This is a genomic window from Chryseolinea lacunae, from assembly GCF_016735595.1.
Lineage (GTDB): Bacteria > Bacteroidota > Bacteroidia > Cytophagales > Cyclobacteriaceae > Chryseolinea > Chryseolinea lacunae.
Genome location: NZ_JAERRB010000011.1, coordinates 171,291 through 196,626 on the forward strand (window position 1 = coordinate 171,291; position 25,336 = coordinate 196,626).

Genomic DNA, 25,336 nt, shown 5'->3' on the forward strand with positions numbered 1-25,336 from the left:
TCGTTCGATAGGTTTTTTTGAGGGCGTGCCGACGAAATATCGTTGGCCCAACGAAATATCGTTGGCAAGCCTGTGATTGAATGTTTTAACGCCGGTATTGGGGACCATTAAGGCCATGCAAAACTGGGAATGTTTAGGGGGGATCATTCTGCGGTCCAGGGTCGTTTTTGCAGTGTGTCATTCGAAGCTCTGTCGAAGCGGTGTCGAACCTCTGTCGAACCTCTGTCGAAGCGGTGTCGAACAACATTCGAAGAACACTCGAAGCGGATTCGAAGCGGATTCGAACAAATAACGATCGATTAAGCACCGCAACACAAGTTTCTGACCAGGGCAATGGTTCAGGTAATTCCAGAATTGAGATTCGAAATATGGAAATGAGACATTTGCCCTGCATTGGTTGCCAACGGTTGCAATCAAAATATGCGTAATTCGCTGTTTTTCATACATTACCGAAATCCCACGTACCCCCAAGCGGATTGGAATGATTTTGATAAGTACATCAGCAAGAACATTAGAAATCATGACCAGCTTCTTTGAACACCAACGCTCCAGCTTCAAACGCAACTACCTCCGCAACCTCATTGTCCTGGCTTCGGCCGATGGCCATCTGGAATCGGAAGAAAAAGCACTCATCACCAAAATCGGCGTGCGCCGCGGCCTGAAGGTTTGGCAAATCGACGAACTCATCGAAGACAAAAGCGCACACACCGTGTTTTTGCCCGAATCGATGGCCAACCGCATGAACATGCTCTACGACCTCATGGAGCTGGTATACGTTGACCGTCAGGTGAATGAAAACGAAATCTTGTTTATCCGAAACTTGCTGGTGTCGTTCCACTTGCCTGCCGAAGTGATGGACGAACTGATGGACCTGTTTAGCAACGGAACCCCCGGTGCCCTGGTGTGGCGCGATTTTGTAGACGAAGTTTGCGCCGTCACAGCGCATCACGAATAGTCATTTCGGCCCCACCGCATTCCGGTGGGTCCACGTTGTCGGCCATGCAAGTGAAGTGAGTTATCGGACATTGGTTTGTCGTCATCCGCATTGCGCCATTTCCCTGCCCTGTGCTGCCGGTTCGCAAGTGTTATACAGTTTTACTATTTTCGAACCTTTCGGAATAGAATGGTTGTTGCTTTGTGGCAACAGCCTGACACAATACACACTTTTTTCACAGATCGCACGTATGGCTCAAACACTGGAAATACCAAAACGCCCCAAACGAAAATTTCTCGGCGAAGATTTTAAAGTCACATCCTGGGATGTGCTCAAACCGCTCTTCGATAACCTTCTGGAAAGACCGCTCAACACCGCGCAAGCCCTTAAGACGTGGTTCCTCGACCGCAGCGAACTCGAGTCCGTCATCAGCGAAGACATGGCCTGGCGCTATATCCGCATGACGTGCTACACCGACAACGAAGAATACCGCAAACACTATCAAGACTTCGTAGAAAACATACAGCCACTTGTGGCCCCGGTGTCGGACAAGCTCAACAAAAAAGCCGCCGCCTCACCCTTCCTCGATGAGCTGGCGCACACCGAAGGCTACGACATCATGATCCGCAGCCTCAAAAAAGAAATCGAAATCTTTCGCGACGCCAACGTGCCGCTCTACACGGAGATCAACATCGAAACACAGAAGTACGCCCAGCTCAATGGCGCCATGACGGTGCAGGTAGACGGCAAGGAACTGACGCTGCAACAAGCTTCGGTCTACCTTATGTCGACCGACCGCGCGGTGCGCGAAGAAGTCTATCATAAAATTGCCGACCGCCGTCTCAAAGACAAAGACGCCCTCGACAGTTTGTTTTCCACCCTGGTGAACTTGCGCCATCGCGTGGCAGAAAATGCAGGCTTCGCCAACTTCAGAGACTACATGTTCAAATCGTTGGGACGGTTCGACTACACGCCCCAGGATTGCTTCGACTTTCACGACGCCATTCAACATCAGGTGGTGCCCATCCTCAACACGTTTTCACAGGAACGCAAAGCCGCACTGAAGGTATCGCAGCTTCGCCCGTGGGACAAAGCTGTCGATCCCGAAGGACGCGAAGCGCTGAAGCCATTCACCAGCAGCCAGGAACTGACCGACAAGACTATAGAAGTGTTTCATCGCCTTGATCCGTTTCTGGGCCAATGCCTGTCCATCATGAAAGCCATGGGGCATCTTGATCTGGAATCGAGAAAAGGAAAAGCGCCGGGCGGCTATAACTATCCTCTCGCGGAAATTGGCGTGCCCTTCATTTTCATGAACGCCACATCAACCCTTCGCGACATGGTCACCATTCTGCACGAAGGAGGCCACGCGGTTCATAATTTTCTGACACGCGACCTGGAGCTGAACGACTTCAAGTCAACACCGTCGGAAGTGGCCGAGCTTGCTTCCATGTCCATGGAGCTGATCTCGCTCGATCACTGGGATGTTTTTTTTACCGACCCTGCCGAGCTGAAGCGCGCCAAACGCGAACACCTCGAAGACATTATCGAGACCTTGCCCTGGGTAGCCACCATAGACCGCTACCAACATTGGCTCTACACCAACCCCAACCACACACCCGCGCAGCGCACGGCCGAATGGAACGCCATCTTCGACCGCTTCGCCGACACGGCAACAGACTGGTCTGGACTGCAACCGGTGAAAGATTATCTGTGGCAAAAACAATTGCACTTGTATGAAGTGCCGTTCTACTACATCGAATATGGCATGGCCCAACTGGGTGCCATTGCGGTGTGGCGCAATTTCAGAAAGAATCCGGAGAAGGGCTTGGCGGGCTATCAGAACGCGTTGAAGCTGGGTTATCTGCGCAGCATACCCGAGATCTATAAAGCCGCCGGCATCGAATTCAACTTCAGCCGCGAATACATAAAAGAACTGATGGATTTTGTGCGCGAAGAACTGGCCAAAGTATAGGCCTCGCGTTACAGGAACACAGTCGAAATCAATAGAGGATAACGTGAAGAAAGAGCTTTGCGTTATCCTCTGCTTTTATCCAGCAGGTTGCTGAGTTGCAGGGCCTCTTCGTCGGAGAGGCTGAGGATGTTGTCTAGCTCACTTTGTTTTTTGTCGATGGTGCGCAGCAGTTCCAGACCGGCGTCGGTGAGGTTCACGTCAGACGCGCGCTTGTCGGTGGGGCAGGCTTTTCGCACAATCACATTTTTAGACACAAGTCGGTCGAGCAAACGCGATACGTCCGAATTGCGGTCGAGCATACGCGATTTGATTTCGGTGGCCGAAATGCTGTTGGGATGTTGGCCTTTCAGAATGCGAAGGATGTTGAATTGCTGCGGGGTGATGTTGAAAGACTTGAACAGATGCTGGTGTTTGCCTTGCAGCCAATTGACGGTGTAGAGCAGGTTGATGACTGCCTTCTGGTGTGCGTTGAGAAATTTCTTCTGTTTGATTTCGTCTTCGATCTTCATAAAAAGAGAAACGACCCCTGTTTGTGCAGGGGTCGTTTTTAAAAAACTTATGCGGCTTTGTTCAATTCAATTTTGCAGACGATTTCAACCTGGTCGCCTACTACCATTTCGCCATTCGAGAGTTTGTTGCTCCACTTCAGGCCATAGTCCAGACGGTTGATTTTGCCATTCAGTTTGAACCCGGCTTTCACGCCATTGCCAGTGTCAACGGTGCCACCATACGTAACGTCGAATGTTACGGGTTTGGTCACGTCGCGCAGGGTCAGGTTGCCCTTCAAAACATACTTGCCACCTTCTTTCACGAGGGTGCCTTTGAATTTTACTTCAGGGAATTTTTCAGCGGCGAAGAAGTCGTCCGACTTCAAGTGGCCATCTCTTTTTTCGTTGTCGGTGTTGACCGAAGCCACCTTGGCGGTGAACTCAACATCGGCACCGTTGAAATCTTCGGTTTTGCTTTTCACAACGCCCGAAAAATCTTTAAAGCTTCCATTCACTTCCGACACCACCATGTGCGTAACGTTGAACTGAACGTTCGAATGGTTTTTGTCGAGGTTCCATGTGGTTTGTGCAAACACGCCAGCCGTAGCAAACAGCAAAAGCGCGAAGAGTGTGTTGATTTTTTTCATACGTGTCTTGTCTAATTTTTTGTTGGTAATACAAACATAAACAAAACGCGAAGGTATTTGTTTAAACAAGTACTTTTTATTTTGTAATGAATTGATTGTCAGGGATTATCTTTTTGACTGGTGCGAAACCGCATGCTAAATTTGGACGACCAAGTTCAACTGAAAAAGTATGAGCCCGAAGCTACGGCCGGTCGTTCTACGCCCGCAGAAAGTAATGAATACTCTCGCGCACCAGCGCGTTATGTCCACACTCCAGCACTTCGAAACGGTGGGTCTTTACATGCCGCAGCAGCCGGTGCATGTTTGCCGGCCGAATCACTTTGTCGTATTTACCAGACGTGAGAGTGAACGAAATGTTATGTGTGTTCACCAGCGACGCAATGTGACGAAGGTTAAACCGAAGATCGCGAAACACAACCCACGAGCAATAGACCTGTTGTCGTTTTTCGGGCGTGTTCATCTGATGCTCGGCAAAACGCAGCAGCCCTTTGTCAACAACGCCCAGGGTAAGGAATGTGCGGGTCAGCGTGGTGAATCGCGACGGATGCACAATCATGCTTTTAAAGAACCTGCGGAACATAACCGGGTATGTGGCGAGGCTATACCAGAAACTGGTTTTTACGCCGTCGGGCGCCATGAGAAACACGGCGTTGATTTTTTCGGGAAACGCTTCCAGTGTGGCCAGCACAAATTTGCCCCCCAGGCTAAAGCCTCCCAACGAAAAACGGGTGAGCCGTTGCTGATCCAGAAACGCCTGCAGAATTTTTTTCCAATACGGTTTTGTCAGCGGCTGTTCGCCCAACCCCCACTTGCTCTGGCCATGGAAATAAAGATCGAACGCATAAACGGTGTAGTGAGACGCCAGCACTTCGAGGTGCGTGGCAAACGCGCGGTGATCCTGGCCGAAACCGTGGAAGAGGAGTAGCGGTTCCGGTCCATGACCCGACACCGTGTAATGCAGGGTTGTGGTTTCGTAGGGGAAAAACGCCGACGTCATGCTGTAATAATCGTGAAAAATGTTAACGGTGCCGCAGGCTCTATCCTAAACCGGGATTTATTTTTTTGTAATTTAAAGGCTGTGAATACTTTTCAGGAGCAATTTTTAAAGGGAGAGCTTGGACCGGAATTTTTTGCCTCCATTTTCGACATCACATCCGAAGCCATTTGGATGAAAGACATAAACACCGGTGCGGGCACATGGATCGCCTCGGATGAAAATCGGAGGAAATACAACATACCGGATGAGGTGCCCCAGGACTTCTGGTTGCAGGGCATCCATCCCGACGACGCAACCCAGGCCACCGCGGCGTTTGCAAAAGCGCTGGCCGACAAAAACGTGCTGAAGTTCAAGCACACCTATCGCTATCGGGGCTACAAAGCCCAATACTTCTACATTGAAGACACGATGAAGTTTCTGCGCCATGCCGATGGCCGCGCCTATAAGGTGATCGGGGCGTGGAAAGACATCAGTGACCAGCGCAGCCGTCAACAAATGCTGGAGGACACGCTGCGCAACCTGGAAACCGAACGCGAACGCTTCAAACTCATCTCCGAAATTTCAAACGCCGCCATGTGGGACCTCGACGTGGCCACCGGAAACCTGTCGTGGTATGCCGGCAGCAAAGCCCTGGACGAATTTGGACTGAACCGGGTTGGCTATGTATTGGGAGACTGGAAGAACTCCCTTCACGAAGACGACCGCGACCGCGTGGACAAATATTTTGACGACGTGCTCAGCTCGGGATCGTCGCGCTATGTCGACGTTTACCGCGTGAAGAAACTCGATGGCAGCTATGCCTCCATGCTTGATCAGGCCACCATCATCCGCGACGAAAACGGCAACGCCGTTCGCGCGTTGGGCGGCTGGGTGGACATCACCCGCGAGCGCCAGCGTGAGAGCGTGCTTGAAGAAGCCCTGCAATACCAGCGCAACCTAAACGAAGAACTTGCCCTGCGCGAAGAAGAACTGACCAGCACCGAAGAAGAGCTGCGTCAGATCAACGAACAACTTTCTGAAAATGTGAAAACGCTCTCCGAGCGTGAATTCATCCTCACCCAATCGCAACACCTCGCCAAGATCGGCAGCTGGGACTATGATGTGCAGGCCAAAACCATGTACTGGTCCAACGAGATGTATAACATCTTTGGCGTAGACCACTCCTTCAACGTGAACAGCCTAAATGAAATCTATGGGTTGTTCGACGAAAACAGCGGGCACCTGGTGAAGGAATCGTTTCAAAACATTCTGCAGCAACAGAATCATCCCTTTGACCTTACGGCCCTCACGGTTACGCCGCTGGGCTATAAAAAATGGGTGCGCATCACGGCCTACCCCATGCTGGAGGGCGACACCTTCCGCCGTGTGCTGGGCCTGACCTACGACATCACCTATTTCAAGGAATCGGAAGAGCGCCTCAAAGCGAGTGAGGAAAAATTTGCAAAAGCCTTCCGCAACAATCCCGACCTCATGACCATCATGCGCGAAGAAGACTTCGTGATTGTGGACGTTAACGAAAAGATTTTCGATGTGCTGGGCTACACGCGCCAGGAAGTGGTTGGCAAAGTGGCCATGGAGTTTGGCTTCTTTGTGAACGACCACGAGCGACAGGCCTATTACATGCAATACTTCACACACGGCGAAGTGTCGCTGGAATGCGCGTGGCGAAGAAAGGAGGGAAGAAGCATCCAGATCCGCCTCAACAGCAGTCGTATCGAAATAGAGGGAAAAGCCTTTATTATTTCCGTGATCCAGGACATTTCCGAACGCAAAGCCGCCGAAGAGAAATTTCAAAAAGCATTCGACCTCAACCCTGACCTCACGCTCATTTTCCGCGAACGCGACATGGTGCTGGTGGAAGCCAACAGCAAGCTGGAAGAAGTGTCCTACTACAAACGCGAAGAAGTGATCGGACGCTCGTCGACAGAATTTAATTTGTGGATGAATCTGGATGAGCGCCAGCTGTTTTTTGAAGAGCTTTTCAAACACGGCGAAGCTTACTATGAAGCGATGTTTCTGAAAAAAAATGGAGAATCGTTTTATGGAACCGTGGCATCGAGCCGCATCAACCTCTCGGGCGAGCGACACATCATCACCATCGTGCGCGACATCACCGAGAAAAAAGAGGCAGAGGCCAAGCTGATCTCCAGCGAAGCCAACCTGAACGCCACCATCAACAATACAGAATTTTTTATCTGGTCCATCAACCGTCAATACCAACTCACGTCGCTCAACAAGCCGTGGAAAGATCACATAAAGCGCACCTACGGCGCAGACCTGGAAGTGGGCATGGACGTGCGGTCGTTTTTCAAAACGTCGTTTCCCGAAACGCAGTTGGCCTCGTGGTCGGAGTGGTGTCAGAAAGTGTTGTCGGGCGAACCGTTGAAAGTGGAGGCTCGTTTCCGCGACCGCGACTTTCAATATTCGCTGAGCCCCATCCTCAGCAACGACAGCGTTGACGGGGTGGCGGTGTTTGCCGAAGACATTACCGACCGGCGACTGGCCGAACGGAAAATTCTGCAAAACGAGGTGAACATGAACGCCATCATCAACAACTCCGACATGAGCATCTGGTCGGTCGACAAAGACTTCCGGTTGATGGCCGTGAACAACAATTTCATCACCTACATGCGCGAATGGTATGGGTTGGACTATGAAGTGGGGCAGCAGATGATTGACATTTCGAAAGACAAGGTGCCCGACGAAATGCTGGACTACTGGACCTCGCTCTTCAAGCGAGCGCTGGCCGGCGAAATTGTGCTGACCGAAGGTGAACTGAACAACGCCTACCTGCAATATTCCGTGAACCCGATCATCGAAGGCCAGAACGTGGTGGGTGCAGCCATCTATTCGCGCAACATCACCGACCGGGTGCTACGCGAACGCGAACTGCTGGAAGCAAACAAAAAGATCGGCGAGCTCAAACTCATGGCCCTGCGCTCGGTCATGAACCCGCACTTCATCTTCAACGCCCTCAACTCCATACAATTCTTTATCGCCAAAAACGACAGGCTCAACGCCATCAACTATTTGTCGACCTTTTCGAAGCTGATCCGGGGCATTCTCACAAACTCTGTGAAAAACAAGATCAGGCTGGCCGACGAAATTGAATTGCTGCAGCACTATGTGAACCTTGAGCTGGTGCGTTTCGAAGACAAGTTTGACTGTGTGTTTGAAGTGAGCCCCGACCTGGACGTGGACAACATCGAAATCCCGTCGCTGTTAATTCAGCCGTATGTGGAGAACGCCATTCTTCACGGCCTCTACAACAAGGCGGGCAAAGGTAGGTTGTGCATTCGCGTGCAGGAAGACGGCGACCGGGTGCTGTTTGAGATCGAAGACGACGGTATTGGCCGTACGGCGGCCCTCAAGTTGCGTCAGCAGAACTTTCCCCAGCACAAATCCATGGGCACGGTCCTCACCGAAGAACGCCTCAAACTGGTGAACCAGGACGAGCAGGTATCCTATGAAGTGATTGACCTCTTCCAAGGCGGGCAGCCCGCGGGCACCCGGGTAAAGATTTGGATAGGGATGTAAGAAAATAGTAATTTCTTAATATCTTGAATACGAGTCTTTTCTTAGGTTTGACCCTTGAAGAACTTTAATGACTTAATGATACGTTTTGATCCCCCGCTAAGAACTGTATGCTAAAAGCCATAATTGTTGACGATGAATCCAAAAGTCGTGAAAGTCTTCAGATTCTCTTGCATGATTTTGTGGAAGGAGTGGAAGTGAAGTCGCTGTGCCAGGACATCTCCGAAGCCATGCAAGCCATTGAACGCGACAAACCCGACATCGTTTTCCTCGACATTCAGCTGCAACGCGAAACCGGATTCGACCTGCTCACCAAGGTGAAAGACATCAACTTCGAAGTGATCTTCACCACAGCCTATTCCGAATATGCCATCAAAGCGTTTCGTTTCTCGGCCATCGACTACCTGCTGAAACCCATCGACATCGAAGAGCTGAAGAAGGCCGTGGGCAAAGTGGAGAAGCGCGTGAACGGAAACATCACGAGCCGCCTCACCGAGCTGGTGCAAAACCTGCGCGTAGGCACTACCGAAAACTACAAGCTGGCATTGCCCACGCTGGAAGGACTCATTTTTATTCGCACAAACGACATTCTCTATTGCGAAGCCTCCAGCAACTACACCCAGATCTACACCGGCGACGGAAAGAAATATCTGGTCAGCAAGACGTTGAAGGAATATGAAGACCTGCTATCTGATCACAACTTCTTTCGCATCCACAATTCCTACCTCATTAATCTGAACGCGATCAAAAAATATGTGAAAGGCGAAGGAGGCTATGTCATCCTCAGCAACGACGTATCGCTGGATGTGTCCAAACGCAAAAAGGAAGCGTTCCTCAGCAAGATCGGCGTGCGAAATGCCTAAGTAACGCCCTGACAATGAGTGCACTGTCAAGTGCCTGATGGCCGGTATTTTAATCGAATTTTAAGCCGTTGTCCGCCCGCTCACTCAACACCCCCACCTGCTCATTCTATGTTCTCTTTTGAGGCTGGCGCACGTAATCTTGTGTATCAATTAACCACGGCACGAAAAAACGTTTATGAGCAGGCTTCGCTACACTTTGGTAAAACAGGCAACCTTCGAGAAAATCAGAAGCTCGCTGCAAACCAAGGAAACGCAGATTTCGTCCGCAACGGTTTTCGTGAAGGAAATCGAACGTGGAAACCTGGATGCTCAGTATACGCAGGAGGAAGTTGCCGGAAACGAAGTTGATGCCCTCAGCGTATCGCTGCAAAGCATGCGCGATCAGATGAAAAAATTCTCGCAGGAAGAGAAGGAACGCAACTGGGCCACCGAAGGACTTGCCAAATTTGTGGACATCCTCCGTTCGAAAAATGAAGACCTGTCCACCTTGTCGGATAACATCATCCGCCACCTGGTGAAATACATGGGCGCCAACCAGGGCGCACTCTACCTGGTGAACGACGACGATCAACAGGACGTGTTCATAGAAATGTCGGCGTGCTATGCCTACGACCGCAAAAAGCACATGCACCAGCGGATCGCGTTGGGCGAAGGCCTGGTGGGGCAAGTGGTGCTTGAGCAGGCCACGCTTTACATGACCGACATTCCCAAAAACTTTGTACGCATCACATCGGGTCTGGGCGACGCGCTTCCGCGCAACCTCCTCATCGTGCCCCTGAAGATCGAAGAAAAAGTGTTTGGTGTGGTGGAGATGGCTTCGTTCGAACCCATCAAATCGTATCAACGCGAGTTTGTTGAAAAACTGGGCGAGAGCATCGCAGCCACCATATCGGCGGCCAAAGTGAGCGACCGCACCTCGAAGCTGTTGCACGAAACACAAGTGCAGGCCGAGCAAATGAAGTCGCAGGAAGAAGAGATGCGCCAGAACATGGAAGAGCTTTCGGCCACACAGGAAGAAATGCACCGTGTGTTGAAAGAAGTGCAAGGCAAGGAGCGCTACATGAACGAACTCATCGATTCATCGAACGACGCCATTGCCACTGTAGACAGAAGCTATCGCGTGCAAAACTTCAACAAGTCGTTCCGCCGCGCCGTGGGGGGCGACCTTGAGAAGGGTTTCGACATGCTGAGTCTTTTGCAAGGCGAACAAAAAGTAAAAAACAAATCCTATTATGATAGAGCGTTTAAGGGAGAGACTTTCGAGGTTACTGACCGCTATGAAACCCAAGGTCATGAAACCTATTATGTTACCAGCTACAGTCCCCTCCGCGACGAGAAGGGTGAGATAGTTTCGGTTGCCCTCTTTGCCAAGGACGCTACATTGCTGATCCGGGCGCAAAAGGAAACCGAGCGCTTGCTGGAAGAATCAAAAAATCAATTCGCCTACTTCAACGACGCGCTGAACGGACTGTCGGACAGCATCCTCACCGTAGACAAGAACTACACCATTGTGCTGGCCAACAGCATGATCACCGAAACATTCGGGAAAAATGGTGTGAACCTGTCGAAAGGCGCGAGCGTGTTGACACTTGCCGGCGCCGGAAACGTGGAGACTTTCAAAACACCCTACGACCGCGCCTTCAAAGGCGAGCAGACCAAGGCAAACAAATCTTATTTCGGCCGCGACTTTGAAGTGCACTACGGGCCTTTGAAAAACTCGCAAGGCGAAGTGATCGGTGCCAGCCTCGTGGCCCACGACATCACCGAAGCCACACGCCTCCAACAGCAAACCGACGCGTTGCTGAAAGAAGCACAACAACAAGCCGAAGAGCTGAAAGCGCAGGAAGAAGAGATTCGCCAGAACATGGAAGAACTCTCGGCCACACAAGACGAAATGCAACGTGTGCTGGGCCTGGTGCAGGACAAGGAAGCCTATCTCAGCGCCCTGCTCAATGCCTACAACGACGCCATCGTGACGGTGGATCTGGAGTTGAACATCGTGATGTTCAACCAATACCTCGCAAAAACATTTCAGGCACAGGGCCTCACGGTCGAAACCGGCATGAGTGTGTTTGCGTTGTCGCATCCCGATCAACAGGAACATTCCCGCGAAAACTATCGCCGTGTGTTGCAGGGCGAAACCATCACCGAGAACCAGGAATATTTTGGCAAGTTCTACGAAATCACCACGCTGCCGCTCTATGACCGCGAAGGAAAAATTTCGGGTGCCTGTGTGTTCACCAAAGACATTACCACAAACGTGCAGTCGGTGAAAGCCGCACAATTGGAAAAAGACAGAGCCAACACAGCGATTGCCGAACAGGAAGAGAAGTTCAACCGCAAGGAAGCAGAATATCAGGCACGCATCGCCGAACTGGAAAACCAGTTGAGACGACACGTAGCATAAGAAAAGAAGCCTGTTCAGCAAACAGGGAGTAGTGAAGAAAACAGATCAACAAAACAATTAAACTCAAATCCCCATGAGTAAGAAGAGATTGGAAAACGCAGCCATCCAGGTGTATGTTAACGGTACGGTGGGTTCGGTTGCTGTGGAGTGGGTAACGGTGCCGACTTCAAGTGAAGTGCTTCGCATTCTGTCGGGCACACAAAGCCAGCGACAAAGTCAATTTGCCCAGTGGATTCTTACCTGGAACTGGGGCGTAAAACAAAACTAAGATTAGGGTTAGGTTAGGGAAAAGTTAGTGCCCGGTTCTTTCTGAGCGGAGAACCGGCACTTCTTTTAACGTGTAGCTATGAGCATAAGCGATCCAGATATATCATCGCGATTAATTTCGCAGGAATCCATACGTGAGAAGTTGCCCACCATCTTTTTGGATTCGATGGTAGTGGACCTGAATTTCAATATTGTGGTGATTAGCCAGAACGTTCTGGATTTTCTTGAATTCACCAACGAAGAACTGCGACTGAAACCCATCAACTATGTGGCTGGTGAAGAAGATCTTGCCATGGTGTTGAAGCGTGCGCTGTCGTCGGGTTTCTTCGAAGAACAGCAAGTAGGTTTCTACACCAAAGGCAATCGTCGCGTGAGCGTTGGCATATCGGGTTTCTACCTGGGCCTGATCAGCGACATCAACGGCCACATCATTCTGAAAGTGCGCAACCTCGACGAGGTGCAACTCATCAACCAGCAGCTTCAGCAGAAGAAAGCCGAGCTCGACAAATTTATCTACCGCGCGGCCCACGATCTGCGCGGCCCGCTGGCCACCATGCAAGGCCTGCTGAATCTCCTGAAAATACGCGAAGACGATACGGAACTCGACCGCATCATCCAATTGTTGGATGCCCACGCCCACAAACTGGACGAGCGCCTCTACCACATGGTGTATCTGGCCCAGTCGGACGAGGAGGACAACACCCCCTGCAACAGCATCAACTTCAACCAGTTTGAAACGCTGCTGCGCAAGGTGATCGAACAAAATGCGTTCATCGACTTTCTGGAATTTCATTTTTCCGCCCCGCGTGAAAATTTGATGGGTGTGAATGAGATCCTGCTGAAGTCGTTGCTCTCCAATGTGTTGCTATATCTTTTATCGTTGCCCAAGAGCAAGCTGAACAACCAGATCTTTTTCCGCCTGAACGTGGAGGAGGGCCAGTTGATCATCACCATCGGAGCCCACGGGTTCGAGGTGGAGGATGCCATGCGCAAGGCGATGCGTCAGGAGGAGTTTCTGTACACCGACATGATTCACTATCCGCGTCTTCTCAATTTCTTTGCCGCCCAGAAAGTGGCCTGGAAAATGAACGCCCGGATGACCGTGCACTTCCTGACACCCGAAAAGCAACGCATCACCATCTCCATTCCGGTGAAAGACATGCAACAGCTTCCGCTGTTTTGAAAACGACGGGTTGTCCGGTGACCCGAAAATTCCTCCCGTCTGCTAAAAACATCTCCCACTTACTCATCCAAACCCGCCGCCTGCGCAGTGTCACTATCGCCCCGGGCAAAAGCGGTGCACCTTTGTACCACAACAGTAATTTTTCCTGCGCATAGGTTAGGGTTTAGGTTGCAGGATTTCAAAAGGCCCTTGTGATAGACGATCGCAGGGCCTTTTTCTTTTATACACCATCCCAAGCCTGCAAGCTCCGCACAAAACCGCTCCACACCACCACCAAAAATTAAACCTCGACCGTTTGCAATGTACATTCGCCTACTGCGTTTGGTTTATCCCACTTGCTAACGCAACGGTCCCGCTTAATCATTCTGGATTCGCCGGCAACAAAATAAGAGAGAGTTTTGGTTCATAAACTTTTAAACCAAATGAGAAAATCTCTTCTATTGTTGCCATTTCTGGGAGCCGCGATTCTGAGCCACGGGCAAACCGAAAAGCCCGAACTTGTGACTGACCGTCCTGACCAAACGGAAGCCCCTGTGCTTGTTCCCAAAGGTGGCCTGCAGGTGGAAACCGGTTTTGTCTACGAGAAAGACCATCAGGGCGACACGGACATGACCAACTTCACCTACAATACCACGCTCATCAAATACGGTGTCAATGATCATTTCGAACTTCGTTTCATTACAGAATTTTTAGGAAACCGCGCCCGCGTTGCCGAAGCGCCGGTGTCGAAAGTGCAGGGCTTCAGCCCGCTGGCCCTGGGTGTGAAAATCAAACTTGCCGAAGAGAAAGGCCTTTGGCCCACGGCGGCATTCATTGGCCATATCAACCTGAAAACCGGCTCGAAGGAATACACCCCCAGCTACACCGCGGCCGATTTCCGGTTCACGTTTGCCCACACCCTCAGCGAAAAATTCGCACTGAGCTACAACCTTGGTGCCGAGTGGAATGGCGAAACACCCGATGCGGCGTTCCTCTACACCCTGTCGTTGGGCTACGCAGCTTCGGATCGCGTTGGCATGTTTGTGGAATCGTATAGCTTCTTCCCCGAAGAAGACAAAGCCGACCACCGTTTCGACTGCGGTCTCACCTACAAGTTCACGCCCATCGTGCAGTGGGATGTTTCGGGCGGGATTGGGTTGAACGATGTTGCCCCTGATTATTTCCTCAGCACCGGTATTTCCTTCAGAGCATTTAAATAATCCACTTGCTAAGTTCTGCGGCCCGGCTGCTCATTGTGCCAAGGACGCGGGAACTAAACACGATATCTTCGAATCATAAATCGACAAATTAATTTCCCCCAAAATGAAAAAAACGATTTTAGTTGTAGACGACTTTGCCAGCATCCGCGATTTTGTGTGTGAAACATTGCAGCGCAAAGGTTACGACACCGTAGGCGCTTCCAACGGAAACCATGCCTACGAACTGTTGGCCGACAAACCAGAAGTGAGCCTCGTGCTGACCGATTACAACATGCCCGACTGCACGGGTTTTGAACTGCTGAAAAAAATTAAATCCAATCCAACCATTGCCCAGGTGCCCGTGGTGTTTCTCACCACCGAAAGCAACCCCGACAAGATGCGTGCGGCAAAAGAAGCCGGCCTCAGCGCGTGGATCAAAAAACCGTATCGCGCCGAAACATTCTTTGCGCAGATCGAAAATGCCATGAGCAATGGATAGTAACCAAAAGCGTTTTGTAGAAGACGCGCTCGACCTGCTGAACGAGCTGGATGAAGGCCTCATGCAATTGGAGGCTAATCCAAACGCCAGCGCCCCCCTCGAGCAAGTTTTCCGCACCATGCACACCATCAAAGGCGGCGCCAACATGTTTGGCTTCGAGAAGATTGGTGAGCTGGCCCACCAGTTGGAAACGCTTTATGACCTGGTGCGTCAAGGCCATCTGCAGGTTTCGGATGGACTGATCAGCATCACGCTGCACGCCTTCGACAAAGTGCGCGATTTGCTGAAAGAAAAAGACGCCGCCAAAATTGCCCAGGCCGACGACCTGAAAGACCACTTGCGCATTGCCATGGAATTTTTGAAATCCGTGGAGTCGCAATCCAGCACAGCCCTGGACAGCAACACCGTGCAACGCGACGAGCTTGCCACGTTCTATCTGTGCATCACACCCACCATCAGCATGACGGAAGATGGCAACCACCCTTTGGTGTTCATCATCCAGGACATTGCTGCCCTCGGAACCGCCAAAACCCGGCTCATGAAAAAAGCATCGGGCGAGGTTGCGTGCTGGGAGCTTTTCATCTCCACCACCACACCACAGGCGGAACTGGAAAGCTATTTTCTGTTTGTTGAAAATGAATGCCATGTTTCTTATACCAAACTTGCTGCTTGCGATCTATTCGAGCAACCCGAATTTGTTCAGCATCTTGAGACGTTGGGTGATGATCCGTTTGAGATTGCAACCCTTGAACCAATCATTGCGCTTTCGCTGGAACGTTCTAAAAAACAGGACGACGATGACGACGCCGAAGGAGGAGTTGTTTCCCGAAAACGAGTTCTCAACGATACCTACATTAAAGTAAGCAAACGCAAGATCGACGACCTGCTCAACTGGATCAGCGAACTCATCATCTTGCAAGCCCAGCTCACCACGGCCACCAGCGGTATCCAATCAACCGACATCCGCGAAGTGACCGAGCAGCTGGAGATGATCACCAACCGCCTGCGCGACACGTCGCTCGAAATCGGACTAGTGCCCATCGAAACCCTGGTCACAAAGTTTAAACGCCTCGTGCGCGACTTGTCCAAGTCGTTGGGTAAAAAGGTGAACTTCATTTCTGAGGGTGCCGATACCGAAATGGACAAGGATGTGATTGAAGTGATGGGTGAACCCATCATGCACATTGTGCGGAACGCCATCGATCACGGCATTGAAAAACCTGCCGATCGGAAAGCTGCCGGCAAATCGGAACACGGCACGGTGAAGCTGAAGGCCTACAACTCCAGCTCGTATGTGCACATCGTGGTGAGCGACGACGGCAAGGGGATCGACAAAGACCGTGTGCTGGCCAAGGCCATAGACAAAGGCCTGGTGTCGGCCGATGTTTCGCTGACCGAAGAAGAAATTCTGGATTTTATTTTTCACCCTGGCTTGTCAACCGCGTCACAACTCTCCGAAGTGTCGGGTCGTGGCGTGGGCATGGATGTGGTGAAGCAAAAGATAAACGAACTGCGCGGCTACGTGACGGTGAAAAGCACCCCCACAAAGGGCACGTCCATTCACATCAAACTGCCGCTGTCGCGTTCCATCATCGAAGGTTTGCTTGTGAACGTGGCCGAGACACGCTATGTGGTGCCGTTGAACGTGGTGGACCGCATCGACCGCATTCCCTATGAAGCGCTGGATCGCGAGAACACCGTGAACAAAACCATTGTTGTGAATGAACAACCGTTGTCGGTTTTTTCGCTGCGAAAAGAATTTCACAAAACCGCGGCCCTGCCAAAAACCACCGACATCATTTCGGTGACTGTGAACGGTGTGAAGAAGGGCATTGCTGTGGACCGTATAGAAGGAAAAATGCAAACGGTACTGAAACCTCTGGGCGATGCCTATCAACAACAGGACTTCATTGCCGGGAGCACCATTCTTGGCGACGGAAGCCTGGCGCTTGTGCTGGACCCATCGCGGTTGTTTTTATTATCCCATAATTAAATCTCCCCCAAATAAATGAAAAACGATTCCAATGCGTACCTCACTTTTGCCCTGGGCAGCGAGAAGTTCGCCATTAAAGTAGATCATGTGCAGGAGGTTGTTGAGTTTGGCCAATTCACAAAAGTTCCGCATGCGCCAGCCTATATGTTGGGCATCATCAACCTGCGTGGCCGCGTGTTGCCGTTGCTGGATACCAAATTGAAACTTGGCTTGCAGGCTACGGAACGCACCCAGAAAAGCCGCATCATGGTGCTCGACATTCAAATGTCGGACGAAAAGAGTCTGCAGATCGGCGCCATGGTCGACATCGCCCGCGAGGTGGTGGAGATCAGCGACAGCGAAATTCAGGAAGCACCCGAATTTGAAAACCTGAAGACCGATGCCCCCATCACCGGCATTGTGAATCAGCAAGGCGACATCACCATGATCATGGACATCGCCAAGGTGTTTTCCGTGAACGACATCGTAGAACTTAACCGATCCTTAAATTAAAAAATATTACCCCCGAAGTATATGTTTACCATGACTATTCGAACCAAACTGATCATTGCCTTCTCCGTACTCATCCTGTTGATGGGCGTGATCTTCGCGATTGCCTTCCTCCGTTTCCGCGAAATGAACGCGCGGATCAACGAGATCACCGATGTCACCTCCCACAAGGTGCTGCTCATCGGCCAGATCAAGCACGACATTACCGCTATTTCACGCGATCAGAAAAACATGATTGCCACCATCGACGACGAGAAGATGGTTGAGATTGGCCGCGTGATCGACAAAAACATCAAAGCCATCACCGACAACATGACGAAGCTGGAAAGCCTTAGCGAAGGCGAAACCCTCACGCTCGTGAAGTCTTTGAAGGACATCCTGGATGACTATTTTAATGTGCAGGAAAACATCCAGCGCATTGCCACCCAGAACACCGAGATCAAAGCAGAAGAACTTTCCGACAACGAAGCAAAAGCCGCTTTCGAAAAAGCCATCGGCACGTTGAACCAGATCATCAGTGAAGTGACCAACAAACAAGCGGTGAGCGAACTCGTGTTGCTGAAGCAAGCGGTGTCGCAGATCAACTCGATCGAAAAAGATCTTATCATATCCAAGACCGACGACGACATCAACAAACACCTGGGTCAGGTGGCCGATGCAGAACGCATTGTGGAAGAAAACACGACAGTGCTGGATCGCATGCTTAGCGGCGAATCTAAGTTGCTCTTCGATCGTTTCGAAATGCAGTATGCAAACTACTACACCGTGCACATGCAGGTGAGAAATCTCGCCCGCACCAACTCCGGTGGAAAAGCAGAAGAAATCTCGGTGTTGCAGGGTGAAAAAATCGACGACCAGGCCGACGAAGTGATTGGCCGCATCTACGACATCATCAACGCACAGTTGGAAAAAGATCAGGTTGACACAGACGAAATGTATGACAGCGTGGTTCGCACCATGGTGATTGTGATCCTGCTGGCCATCCTCATCGGAAGCCTCGTAGCCATCTGGTTGCTGAAAGATGTGATGTCGTCGCTGAGCATGGCCACCGGTGCCATCAAGAAAATTGCCGCCGGCGATTTCTCGGCCGACGTGAACGTGAACAAGAGCGACGAAATAGGTTTGATGCTGAAAGAACTTCAGTTTATGATCGACAAATTGCGAAGCAGCGTTGATGTGGCCAAGCGTGTGAGCAAAGGCGACCTCACGATGGATTTCAGCAGCATGTCGAACCGCGGCGGCGACCTTGACCAGGCCCTCGAAGAAATGGTGAACAACCTGCGCGACATCGCCACAACAATTTATAACGGCGCCGAAAACGTGTCGACCGCTTCACAACAAGTAGCCGCTGCATCGCAGCAGATGTCGCAAGGTGCGCAGGAGCAAGCCAGCGCGTCGGAAGAAGTATCGTCTTCTATGGAACAGATGGTGGCCAACATTCAGCAGAACACCGACAACTCGCGTGAAACCGAGAAGATCGCGAACAAAGCAGCGAAAGATATCCATGTGAGCAGCGAGTCGGTATCGACTACGGTGGATGCCATCAAGACCATTGCCGAACGCATTGCTATCATTGAAGAGATTGCTTCGAAGACCGACCTGTTGGCCCTGAACGCTGCGGTGGAAGCTGCACGTGCCGGCGAGCATGGAAAAGGATTTGCCGTGGTAGCTGCCGAGGTGCGCAAGCTGGCTGAGAGAAGCCAGAAGGCCGCAGCCGAGATCACCGAAATTTCAGGCAAGACTGTGAAGTCGGCCGAAGAGTCGAAGCTCTTGCTGGTGAACACGCTTCCCGACATAAACAAAACCGCCGAATTGGTGCAGGAAATTGCCGCAGCCAGTGTGGAACAAAATACAGGAGCTGACCAGGTGAACGGTGCGATACAACAACTGTCGCAGGTAACACAAGGCAACGCATCGGCTGCCGAAGAAATGTCGTCGAACGCAGAAGAACTCAACAGCCAGGCCGAAGAATTGAAAGCGGCCGTGAGCTACTTCAAACTCGACAACCGTGTGAGTGCAAAAACCTCGCGCAAAAACATGATCAAACGTGCCGTGTCGAAGCCCCGTGTGGCCGAAGCCTTGGCGCATGAAAATGGTAACGGCCACGCCAATGGTCACGGCTTCGACCTGAAGCTCGACAGTGATCTTTCGGATGGGGACTTCACCGAGTTCTAGAATCAATCTATCAAACCCCCCGTATCGCATTTGGCGATAGGGGGGGTAAGTGTCCTGCGGGCCTGGAATTCTTGTTAGGAGCCCAGCCCGTGGGCACTTTCTAATGACGCTTGAAATGGTCCGCGCGCTGCGGAAGTAGCAGCGGATGATCGATCGAAACAAGACCCTCGTATTTATGGAATCCCCCGTCAACGGCTTTTTCCGCATGGACGAAGAAAGCTTTGAACGCCTCAGCCAATATGTGACCCAGGAATATGGCATCAAACTGCCAGCCACCAAAAAGTCGATGCTGGAAAGCCGGCTCAATAAAAAGGTGAAAAGCCTCGGCATGAGTTCCTATAAGGAATTTCTTGACTTCATTTTCAGCGACGAGGGAAAGCAAGGCGAACTCTATCATGTGATCGACCTGATCACCACTAACAAGACTGATTTTTTTCGCGAAGCCGCACACTTTCATTTTCTCACGCAGCAATTTCTTCCGGGCTATCAAAACCAGGGCTCGCGCAACCATCTCAAGATATGGTCGGCGGGATGCTCCACCGGCGAAGAACCCTACACGCTCATCATGACGCTGGAGGAATACAAAAAAACACATCCCGAACTGACGTATAACCTTCTGGCCAGCGACATTTCCATTCGCGTCATTCAAACGGCCTATCAGGGCATTTATGATCTGGAGAAAGTGGAGCCCGTGCCGTTGGAAATGAAGCGCACCTACCTGATGCGTGGAAAGTTGAACCCGCGGTTGGTGCGCGTAAAGCCTCAGTACCGGAAGAAGATTCAGTACAAACGCATCAACCTCATGGACGATCACTATGGGTTGGTGAAGAACGATCTCGACATCATTTTCTGCCGCAACGTGCTTATCTATTTTGACAAGGCCACGCAGGAGAAAGTGATCCGCAAGTTTTGCAACCTGCTACGTCCCGGAGGACTTTTATTTCTCGGGCATAGCGAATCGATCATGGGCATGGACTTGCCCTTGCGCCAGGTGAAACCCACCGTGTATCAAGTGCAATGATGCGTCTCATGAACCTGATCCGAAAATATTATATCCAGAACGGCCAGTTCTTCATCACCACCACACCGGTGCTCATCTCCACGGTGTTGGGATCGTGCGTGTCGGTTTGCCTCTGGGATAAACGAACACACATCGGAGGGATGAATCACTATCTGTTGCCGGGTACGGAAGAGGACAAGGCGGGCAACGCCGACCGCGGGTTTCCGGCTGTGAAGATGCTGATCCGCTCGCTGTTGAATCGCGGTGTGGACAAGGCCGACCTGGAGGCTAAAATTTTTGGCGGATGCAATTCGCTCTACCAAAAGAACGACCTCTACGAAATTGGTAAACGCAACATCGACGTTGCCAGGCAAATCCTGAAAGAGAACGACATTGCCATCGTGGCCAGCGACACCGGTGGTCAATTTGGACGGAAAATAATTTTCAACACCGGCACCGGCAAAGTGAAAATGCGACTATTGAACAGAACAGCAGCAGATATTAATGAAGAAATCAATAAAGGTTTTAATTATTGACGACTCCGCCCTGGTGCGGCAAACGCTAACGGAAATCATCAACTCCGACGATCAGTTGGAAGTGGTGGGCACGGCAGCGGACCCGTATTTCGCGGCGCAGAAAATCAAGACCTTCATCCCCGACGTGATCACACTCGACGTGGAAATGCCCCGCATGGACGGCCTCACGTTTTTGAAAACACTGATGGCCCAGTATCCCATTCCCGTGGTGATCATCTCCAGCCTGACCCAGCGCGGAAGCCAGCTGGCGTTGCGCGCGTTCGATCTGGGTGCCATCGAAATTGTGGCGAAGTCGGAGATACGAAACACAAAGGAACACCTGGAGGAATCCTGCATTCGTATCACCGACGCGATCAAAGCGGCGTATATGGCACCCGTTAAACGCAAGAGCCTGCGCACGGCGGCCGACGAAAGCCCCGTTGTGAAACCCGATCCCGCCAATCCCAATTCGCCGATCTATAAGACCACCGACAAAGTTATTGCCGTGGGAGCGTCGACGGGGGGAACGGAAGCGCTGCGTTTTTTGCTGCGCAGCATACCCGCCAACTGCCCCGGCATTCTCATTACACAACACATGCCACCCGGCTTCACAAAATCGTTTGCCGATCAGGTGAACACCATCTGCGAGGTGACGGTGAAGGAAGCCACCGACGGCGAACGCGTGATGCGCGGACATGCCTACATTGCGCCCGGCGGAAGACACATGGAGCTGTATCGCAGCGGCGCCAAATACTACATCCGCATTCGCGACGGCGAGCTGGTGAACCGCCACAAACCTTCGGTTGACGTGTTGTTCAATTCCATCGCCAAACACGCCGGACAAAACGCGCTGGGCATCATCATGACAGGCATGGGACGCGACGGTGCCGAAGGACTTTTGAACATGAAATCGGCCGGCGCCAAAACCGTGGCGCAGGACGAAAAGTCGAGCGTGGTGTTTGGTATGCCCAAAGAAGCCATCAAGCTCGGGGCAGCCGACCAGGTGTTGTCGCTGTCGGACATGCCGCAGAAAGTGCGCGCGTTTTCGTAGGTCTTAGCATCGTGATTTCCTTTTTTGATTAATGCATAAGCATCCGGCACGCGATGTTCCGGTGCATCCCTGCATTCTGCAAAACTTTTATTATTTTGTGTGGCCCTAAAGTTTTGCACCCGTGTCGACTCTCAAAATTCTTGCCGTTGAAGACGATCCCATCTATGCCGCATCGCTGGAAATGGTGGTGGAACAACTGGGCTACGACCTCACCGGCATTGTGGACAACGCCGCCGCCGCCCTGAAGCTGCTGGAGACCGACCCGCCCGACCTGATCCTCATGGACATTGGCATTCGCGACACCATGAACGGCATTGAACTGGCGGCCCGCATCAACCAAAGCCTGCGCGTGCCGATCATCTACGTCACGGCCTTCAAAGACAACGCAACGTTTCAGCAAGCCAAACTCACCTCGCCCGCGGCCTACATTCTGAAACCCTACGATCCCGTGAGCCTCCAGTCTGCCATTGAGCTGGCGTTTTTCAGCCGTGTCGACCAGCCCAAGCCTGCACAGGAAACGACCGCCGTGCAAAGCGATGCTTTCTTCATCAAAGACAACACCCGTCTCATCAAAATAAAGCTCGATGAAGTGATGATGGTGGAAGTGGATGAAAAATATTGCTTCATCGTCACGACCCGCAAGCGACACATCATCAACATGCGGTTGAAAGATCTGCTGGACAAGCTTCCGGCGGGCGACTTCATTCAGGTGCATCGCTCTTTTGTGGTGAGGAAAAGCGCCATAGAAGAAATCAATACCGGCGACCAGACACTGCGGATATTGGACAAAACCATTCCCGTGGGAAAGACGTATAAGGACCATCTTTTAGCAACGCTAAATTATCTGTCATAACACATGGTACCCGCATCGCATGTTGAGTTCCTGAAACAACCGTTGTCGTTCTGGCTCGCGACCACCGGGCTGAATAATATCTCCGAACCCATAAAGTGTACCGGCATTGTCTTTGATCCGGCGACTGAGATATTCACCTGCTTTGTCCCTGAAAAATTTATGACCATAGGTTTTGAACACCTTCGTGAGAACCCCGTATTGGCGTTGGTGGTGACCGAGCTGCATTCTTTCGAAAGCTATCAATACAAGGGAAACTACCTGGCGTGGCGACGCTGCACCGAAGATGAAGTGGAATTTCAACGCGGTTACATGGAAGCGTTTTCCGACATCCTGGGTTCGTTTGGTCACTCAAAACAGGGATTGTATGGTGCCTATTTTCACATCCCTGTGCTCGCGTTGACCTTTCAGGTTACCCACGTGTTTGACCAATCGCCGCGAAGTGGCACCGGAGAAAAAGTTTGCGCATGACTACCGAGGATAAAATTCACCTGGAAGACATGATGCCGGCGCTGCAAGGCGTTATTCCGACCATCGTGGCTACGGCATCGGCCGATCACACGCCGAACGTGACCTATATATCGCAAGTGTATTTTGTGGATGCCGATCATGTGGCGTTGTCGTATCAGTTTTTTAACAAGACCATCCGCAACGTGCGCGAGAATCCGATGCTCACCGCCATCGTGACGTGCCCGGTGCACTACGACCTCTATCGTTTCATTCTCCGCTATGAGGAGTCGCAAACGGACGGAGAAATATTTGATGCCATGGAGATACAGCTCGAAGCGCTGGCCACCGCGCAAAACAAGGAGGGCATCTTCAAACTCAAGGCTGCCGATATCTACGAAGTCGTGTCCATCGAAAAAATATAATCCCTTGGAAACCGCCGCGCTTCACAAACTCACGACGCAACTGGAATGCTCGCAGCGAAAGATGGACATCATCACCAAGGTGTCGTTCGAGCTGAGCAAGCTGGTGAGCCTTCCGCAAAAGCTGCATACCATACTTGACATTCTGAACGATCAATTCTCCCTGCAGAACAGCATGATTCTGGTGCCCGACGGCGAGCAGCGGCAACTCACCGTGGTGGCCAGTCACGGCTACGACGAAGATCCGAAAGACAAGGTGGTTCCCTTCGGGCAGGGCATCGTGGGGTTGTCGGCAGCGCGTCGCAAGCACATCAACCTCACGGGCATCCGCAGAAAACAACACTACATGGCCGCGGTGAGCCACGAAGGCGAATTGAACTTTTTGAAGCCCCTCGGGTTGCCCGATGCCGAGAGCCAGGTGGCCATTCCCCTTGTGGCCAACGACGCCCTGGTGGCTGTGCTCATGGCCGAGAGCCGAAGCTTCTGCGTGTTCACGCGCGACGACGAAAACTTTCTGATTACCCTGGCACAGCCACTCGCCGTGTCCATACAGAACTCCATGCTGTACGACAGTATGGAGGAAAAAATACGCGAACGCACCGCCGAGTTACAAAGGCTCAGCGAAACCAAAGACAAATTTTTTTCCATCATCAGTCATGACCTCCGCGGACCGGTCACATCGTTTCAGAGTCTCGCGCGACTTTTCAGTCACTATCATAAACTTGGACAGACCGACAAGATTGATAGCCTCTGCGACAAGGTGGATCAGTCGGCCGACAACCTCAATCATTTGTTGGAGAATCTGCTCGACTGGTCGCTGAGTCAAACCAACGGGATACAATGTGTTTTTGAAACCATAACGCTCCCCGGATTTCTGAAACAAATTGTAGCGTTATATCAGGACAGTCTGCTGGCAAAAGAAATCACATTGAATCTATCTGTAGAAGATGATCTGACGCTGCAGGCCGATCACCACACGCTGGCCACGGCCATCCGAAACCTGGTCAGCAACGCCATAAAGTTCACACCTCGCGGAGGCGTCATCACGATGGTGGCCGCACGGCACGAACAACTTGTCACCCTTAGCATTCGCGATTCGGGCGTGGGCATCGACAAACAAAAACGCGATGCGTTGTTCTCCCTCCGAGGCCAACGCACCACGTGCGGCACTGAGCGTGAGAAGGGTACGGGTCTTGGACTCATCCTTGTGAAAGAATTCACGGAGCTCAATCACGGACGTGTTGCCATCGAAAGCGAACAGGGACACGGCACAACCTTCACATTGACCTTTCCCGGAAAATAAAGAAACCCCGGAAAACCGGTGTCTCTTTATTTGTGATAGACAGACGAGAACCTGCCCGACAGGCATGCCGTAAACGCATAGAAAAATACCCCTCCATGTTTCATCATCATTCCGACGGT

General features: G+C 51.5%; 23 protein-coding genes. 19 read left to right on the forward strand and 4 right to left on the reverse strand.

Annotation, left to right across the window (positions count from 1 at the left end):
- Nucleotides 1-520 precede the first annotated feature (520 nt).
- Both JI741_RS25120 and JI741_RS25125 read left to right on the forward strand, forming a co-directional pair.
- Nucleotides 521-955, forward strand: coding sequence for a tellurite resistance TerB family protein (locus JI741_RS25120; protein ID WP_202014219.1), 435 nt, complete (start codon nucleotides 521-523; stop codon nucleotides 953-955).
- A 229-nt stretch (nucleotides 956-1,184) separates the two neighbouring features.
- Nucleotides 1,185-2,909 carry a M3 family oligoendopeptidase gene (locus JI741_RS25125; protein WP_202014220.1) on the forward strand — a complete coding sequence of 575 codons (1,725 nt, stop codon included), beginning with the start codon at nucleotides 1,185-1,187 and terminating at the stop codon, nucleotides 2,907-2,909.
- Nucleotides 2,910-2,971: 62 nt separating this feature from the next.
- On the opposite strand, the gene JI741_RS25130 is transcribed toward JI741_RS25125, so the two are convergent.
- From JI741_RS25130 to JI741_RS25140, 3 genes are all read right to left on the reverse strand, one after another.
- Nucleotides 2,972-3,418, reverse strand: coding sequence for a MarR family winged helix-turn-helix transcriptional regulator (locus JI741_RS25130; RefSeq protein WP_202014222.1), 447 nt, complete (start codon nucleotides 3,416-3,418; stop codon nucleotides 2,972-2,974).
- 47 nt (nucleotides 3,419-3,465) lie between these two features.
- Entirely contained in the window at nucleotides 3,466-4,044 is a 579-nt protein-coding gene (locus JI741_RS25135; RefSeq protein WP_202014224.1) for a YceI family protein, read from the reverse strand.
- Between the two features lie 196 nt (nucleotides 4,045-4,240).
- Nucleotides 4,241-5,041 (reverse strand): alpha/beta fold hydrolase, encoded by an 801-nt coding sequence (locus JI741_RS25140; protein WP_202014225.1) that lies wholly within the window; start codon nucleotides 5,039-5,041, stop codon nucleotides 4,241-4,243.
- 81 nt (nucleotides 5,042-5,122) lie between these two features.
- Here JI741_RS25140 and JI741_RS25145 point away from each other — a divergent pair, with 81 nt between their 5' ends.
- The 5 genes from JI741_RS25145 (at nucleotide 5,123) to JI741_RS25165 (ending at nucleotide 13,295) form a co-directional block, all read left to right on the forward strand.
- Nucleotides 5,123-8,578, forward strand: coding sequence for a PAS domain S-box protein (locus tag JI741_RS25145; RefSeq protein WP_202014227.1), 3,456 nt, complete (start codon nucleotides 5,123-5,125; stop codon nucleotides 8,576-8,578).
- A gap of 107 nt (nucleotides 8,579-8,685) precedes the next feature.
- The gene (locus JI741_RS25150; protein ID WP_202014229.1) at nucleotides 8,686-9,438 is read left to right on the forward strand and encodes a LytR/AlgR family response regulator transcription factor; all 753 of its coding nucleotides are present in this window, start codon (nucleotides 8,686-8,688) and stop codon (nucleotides 9,436-9,438) included.
- 175 nt (nucleotides 9,439-9,613) lie between these two features.
- Nucleotides 9,614-11,845, forward strand: coding sequence for a PAS domain-containing protein (locus JI741_RS25155; RefSeq protein WP_202014231.1), 2,232 nt, complete (start codon nucleotides 9,614-9,616; stop codon nucleotides 11,843-11,845).
- A gap of 73 nt (nucleotides 11,846-11,918) precedes the next feature.
- The gene (locus tag JI741_RS25160; protein ID WP_202014233.1) at nucleotides 11,919-12,113 is read left to right on the forward strand and encodes a hypothetical protein; all 195 of its coding nucleotides are present in this window, start codon (nucleotides 11,919-11,921) and stop codon (nucleotides 12,111-12,113) included.
- A 78-nt stretch (nucleotides 12,114-12,191) separates the two neighbouring features.
- Nucleotides 12,192-13,295: a histidine kinase dimerization/phospho-acceptor domain-containing protein gene (locus JI741_RS25165; protein WP_202014235.1), complete on the forward strand. Its 1,104-nt coding sequence runs from the start codon at nucleotides 12,192-12,194 to the stop codon at nucleotides 13,293-13,295.
- Nucleotides 13,296-13,354: 59 nt separating this feature from the next.
- Here JI741_RS25165 and JI741_RS25170 read toward each other — a convergent pair whose 3' ends face one another.
- Nucleotides 13,355-13,603 carry a hypothetical protein gene (locus JI741_RS25170; protein WP_202014238.1) on the reverse strand — a complete coding sequence of 83 codons (249 nt, stop codon included), beginning with the start codon at nucleotides 13,601-13,603 and terminating at the stop codon, nucleotides 13,355-13,357.
- A gap of 114 nt (nucleotides 13,604-13,717) precedes the next feature.
- Here JI741_RS25170 and JI741_RS25175 point away from each other — a divergent pair, with 114 nt between their 5' ends.
- The 12 genes from JI741_RS25175 to JI741_RS25230 all read left to right on the forward strand — a co-directional run bounded on the left by JI741_RS25175 (nucleotide 13,718) and on the right by JI741_RS25230 (nucleotide 25,217).
- Nucleotides 13,718-14,494 (forward strand): transporter, encoded by a 777-nt coding sequence (locus JI741_RS25175; RefSeq protein WP_202014241.1) that lies wholly within the window; start codon nucleotides 13,718-13,720, stop codon nucleotides 14,492-14,494.
- A 103-nt stretch (nucleotides 14,495-14,597) separates the two neighbouring features.
- A complete protein-coding gene (locus tag JI741_RS25180; protein WP_202014243.1) occupies nucleotides 14,598-14,972 on the forward strand; it encodes a response regulator in 375 nt (124 codons plus the stop codon).
- Nucleotides 14,965-16,965, forward strand: coding sequence for a chemotaxis protein CheA (locus JI741_RS25185; protein ID WP_202014245.1), 2,001 nt, complete (start codon nucleotides 14,965-14,967; stop codon nucleotides 16,963-16,965). The genes JI741_RS25180 and JI741_RS25185 overlap by 8 nt, the downstream gene beginning before the upstream one ends.
- 15 nt (nucleotides 16,966-16,980) lie before the next feature.
- Entirely contained in the window at nucleotides 16,981-17,457 is a 477-nt protein-coding gene (locus tag JI741_RS25190) for a chemotaxis protein CheW (protein WP_202014247.1), read from the forward strand.
- 30 nt (nucleotides 17,458-17,487) lie between these two features.
- Nucleotides 17,488-19,629: a HAMP domain-containing methyl-accepting chemotaxis protein gene (locus JI741_RS25195; protein WP_202014249.1), complete on the forward strand. Its 2,142-nt coding sequence runs from the start codon at nucleotides 17,488-17,490 to the stop codon at nucleotides 19,627-19,629.
- A gap of 175 nt (nucleotides 19,630-19,804) precedes the next feature.
- A complete protein-coding gene (locus JI741_RS25200) occupies nucleotides 19,805-20,650 on the forward strand; it encodes a CheR family methyltransferase (protein ID WP_202014251.1) in 846 nt (281 codons plus the stop codon).
- Nucleotides 20,651-20,658: 8 nt separating this feature from the next.
- The gene (locus JI741_RS25205; protein WP_202014253.1) at nucleotides 20,659-21,165 is read left to right on the forward strand and encodes a chemotaxis protein CheD; all 507 of its coding nucleotides are present in this window, start codon (nucleotides 20,659-20,661) and stop codon (nucleotides 21,163-21,165) included.
- Nucleotides 21,134-22,195: a protein-glutamate methylesterase/protein-glutamine glutaminase gene (locus tag JI741_RS25210; RefSeq protein WP_202014255.1), complete on the forward strand. Its 1,062-nt coding sequence runs from the start codon at nucleotides 21,134-21,136 to the stop codon at nucleotides 22,193-22,195. Before JI741_RS25205 ends, JI741_RS25210 begins: the two co-directional genes overlap by 32 nt.
- A 121-nt stretch (nucleotides 22,196-22,316) precedes the next feature.
- On the forward strand, nucleotides 22,317-23,048 hold the full coding sequence (locus tag JI741_RS33140; protein WP_202014257.1) for a LytR/AlgR family response regulator transcription factor: 732 nt from the start codon (nucleotides 22,317-22,319) through the stop codon (nucleotides 23,046-23,048).
- A gap of 3 nt (nucleotides 23,049-23,051) precedes the next feature.
- Nucleotides 23,052-23,516: a hypothetical protein gene (locus JI741_RS25220; protein WP_202014259.1), complete on the forward strand. Its 465-nt coding sequence runs from the start codon at nucleotides 23,052-23,054 to the stop codon at nucleotides 23,514-23,516.
- The gene (locus JI741_RS25225) at nucleotides 23,513-23,917 is read left to right on the forward strand and encodes a pyridoxamine 5'-phosphate oxidase family protein (RefSeq protein ID WP_202014261.1); all 405 of its coding nucleotides are present in this window, start codon (nucleotides 23,513-23,515) and stop codon (nucleotides 23,915-23,917) included. The genes JI741_RS25220 and JI741_RS25225 overlap by 4 nt, the downstream gene beginning before the upstream one ends.
- 4 nt (nucleotides 23,918-23,921) lie before the next feature.
- The gene (locus tag JI741_RS25230) at nucleotides 23,922-25,217 is read left to right on the forward strand and encodes a GAF domain-containing sensor histidine kinase (protein WP_202014263.1); all 1,296 of its coding nucleotides are present in this window, start codon (nucleotides 23,922-23,924) and stop codon (nucleotides 25,215-25,217) included.
- Nucleotides 25,218-25,336: the final 119 nt, after the last annotated feature.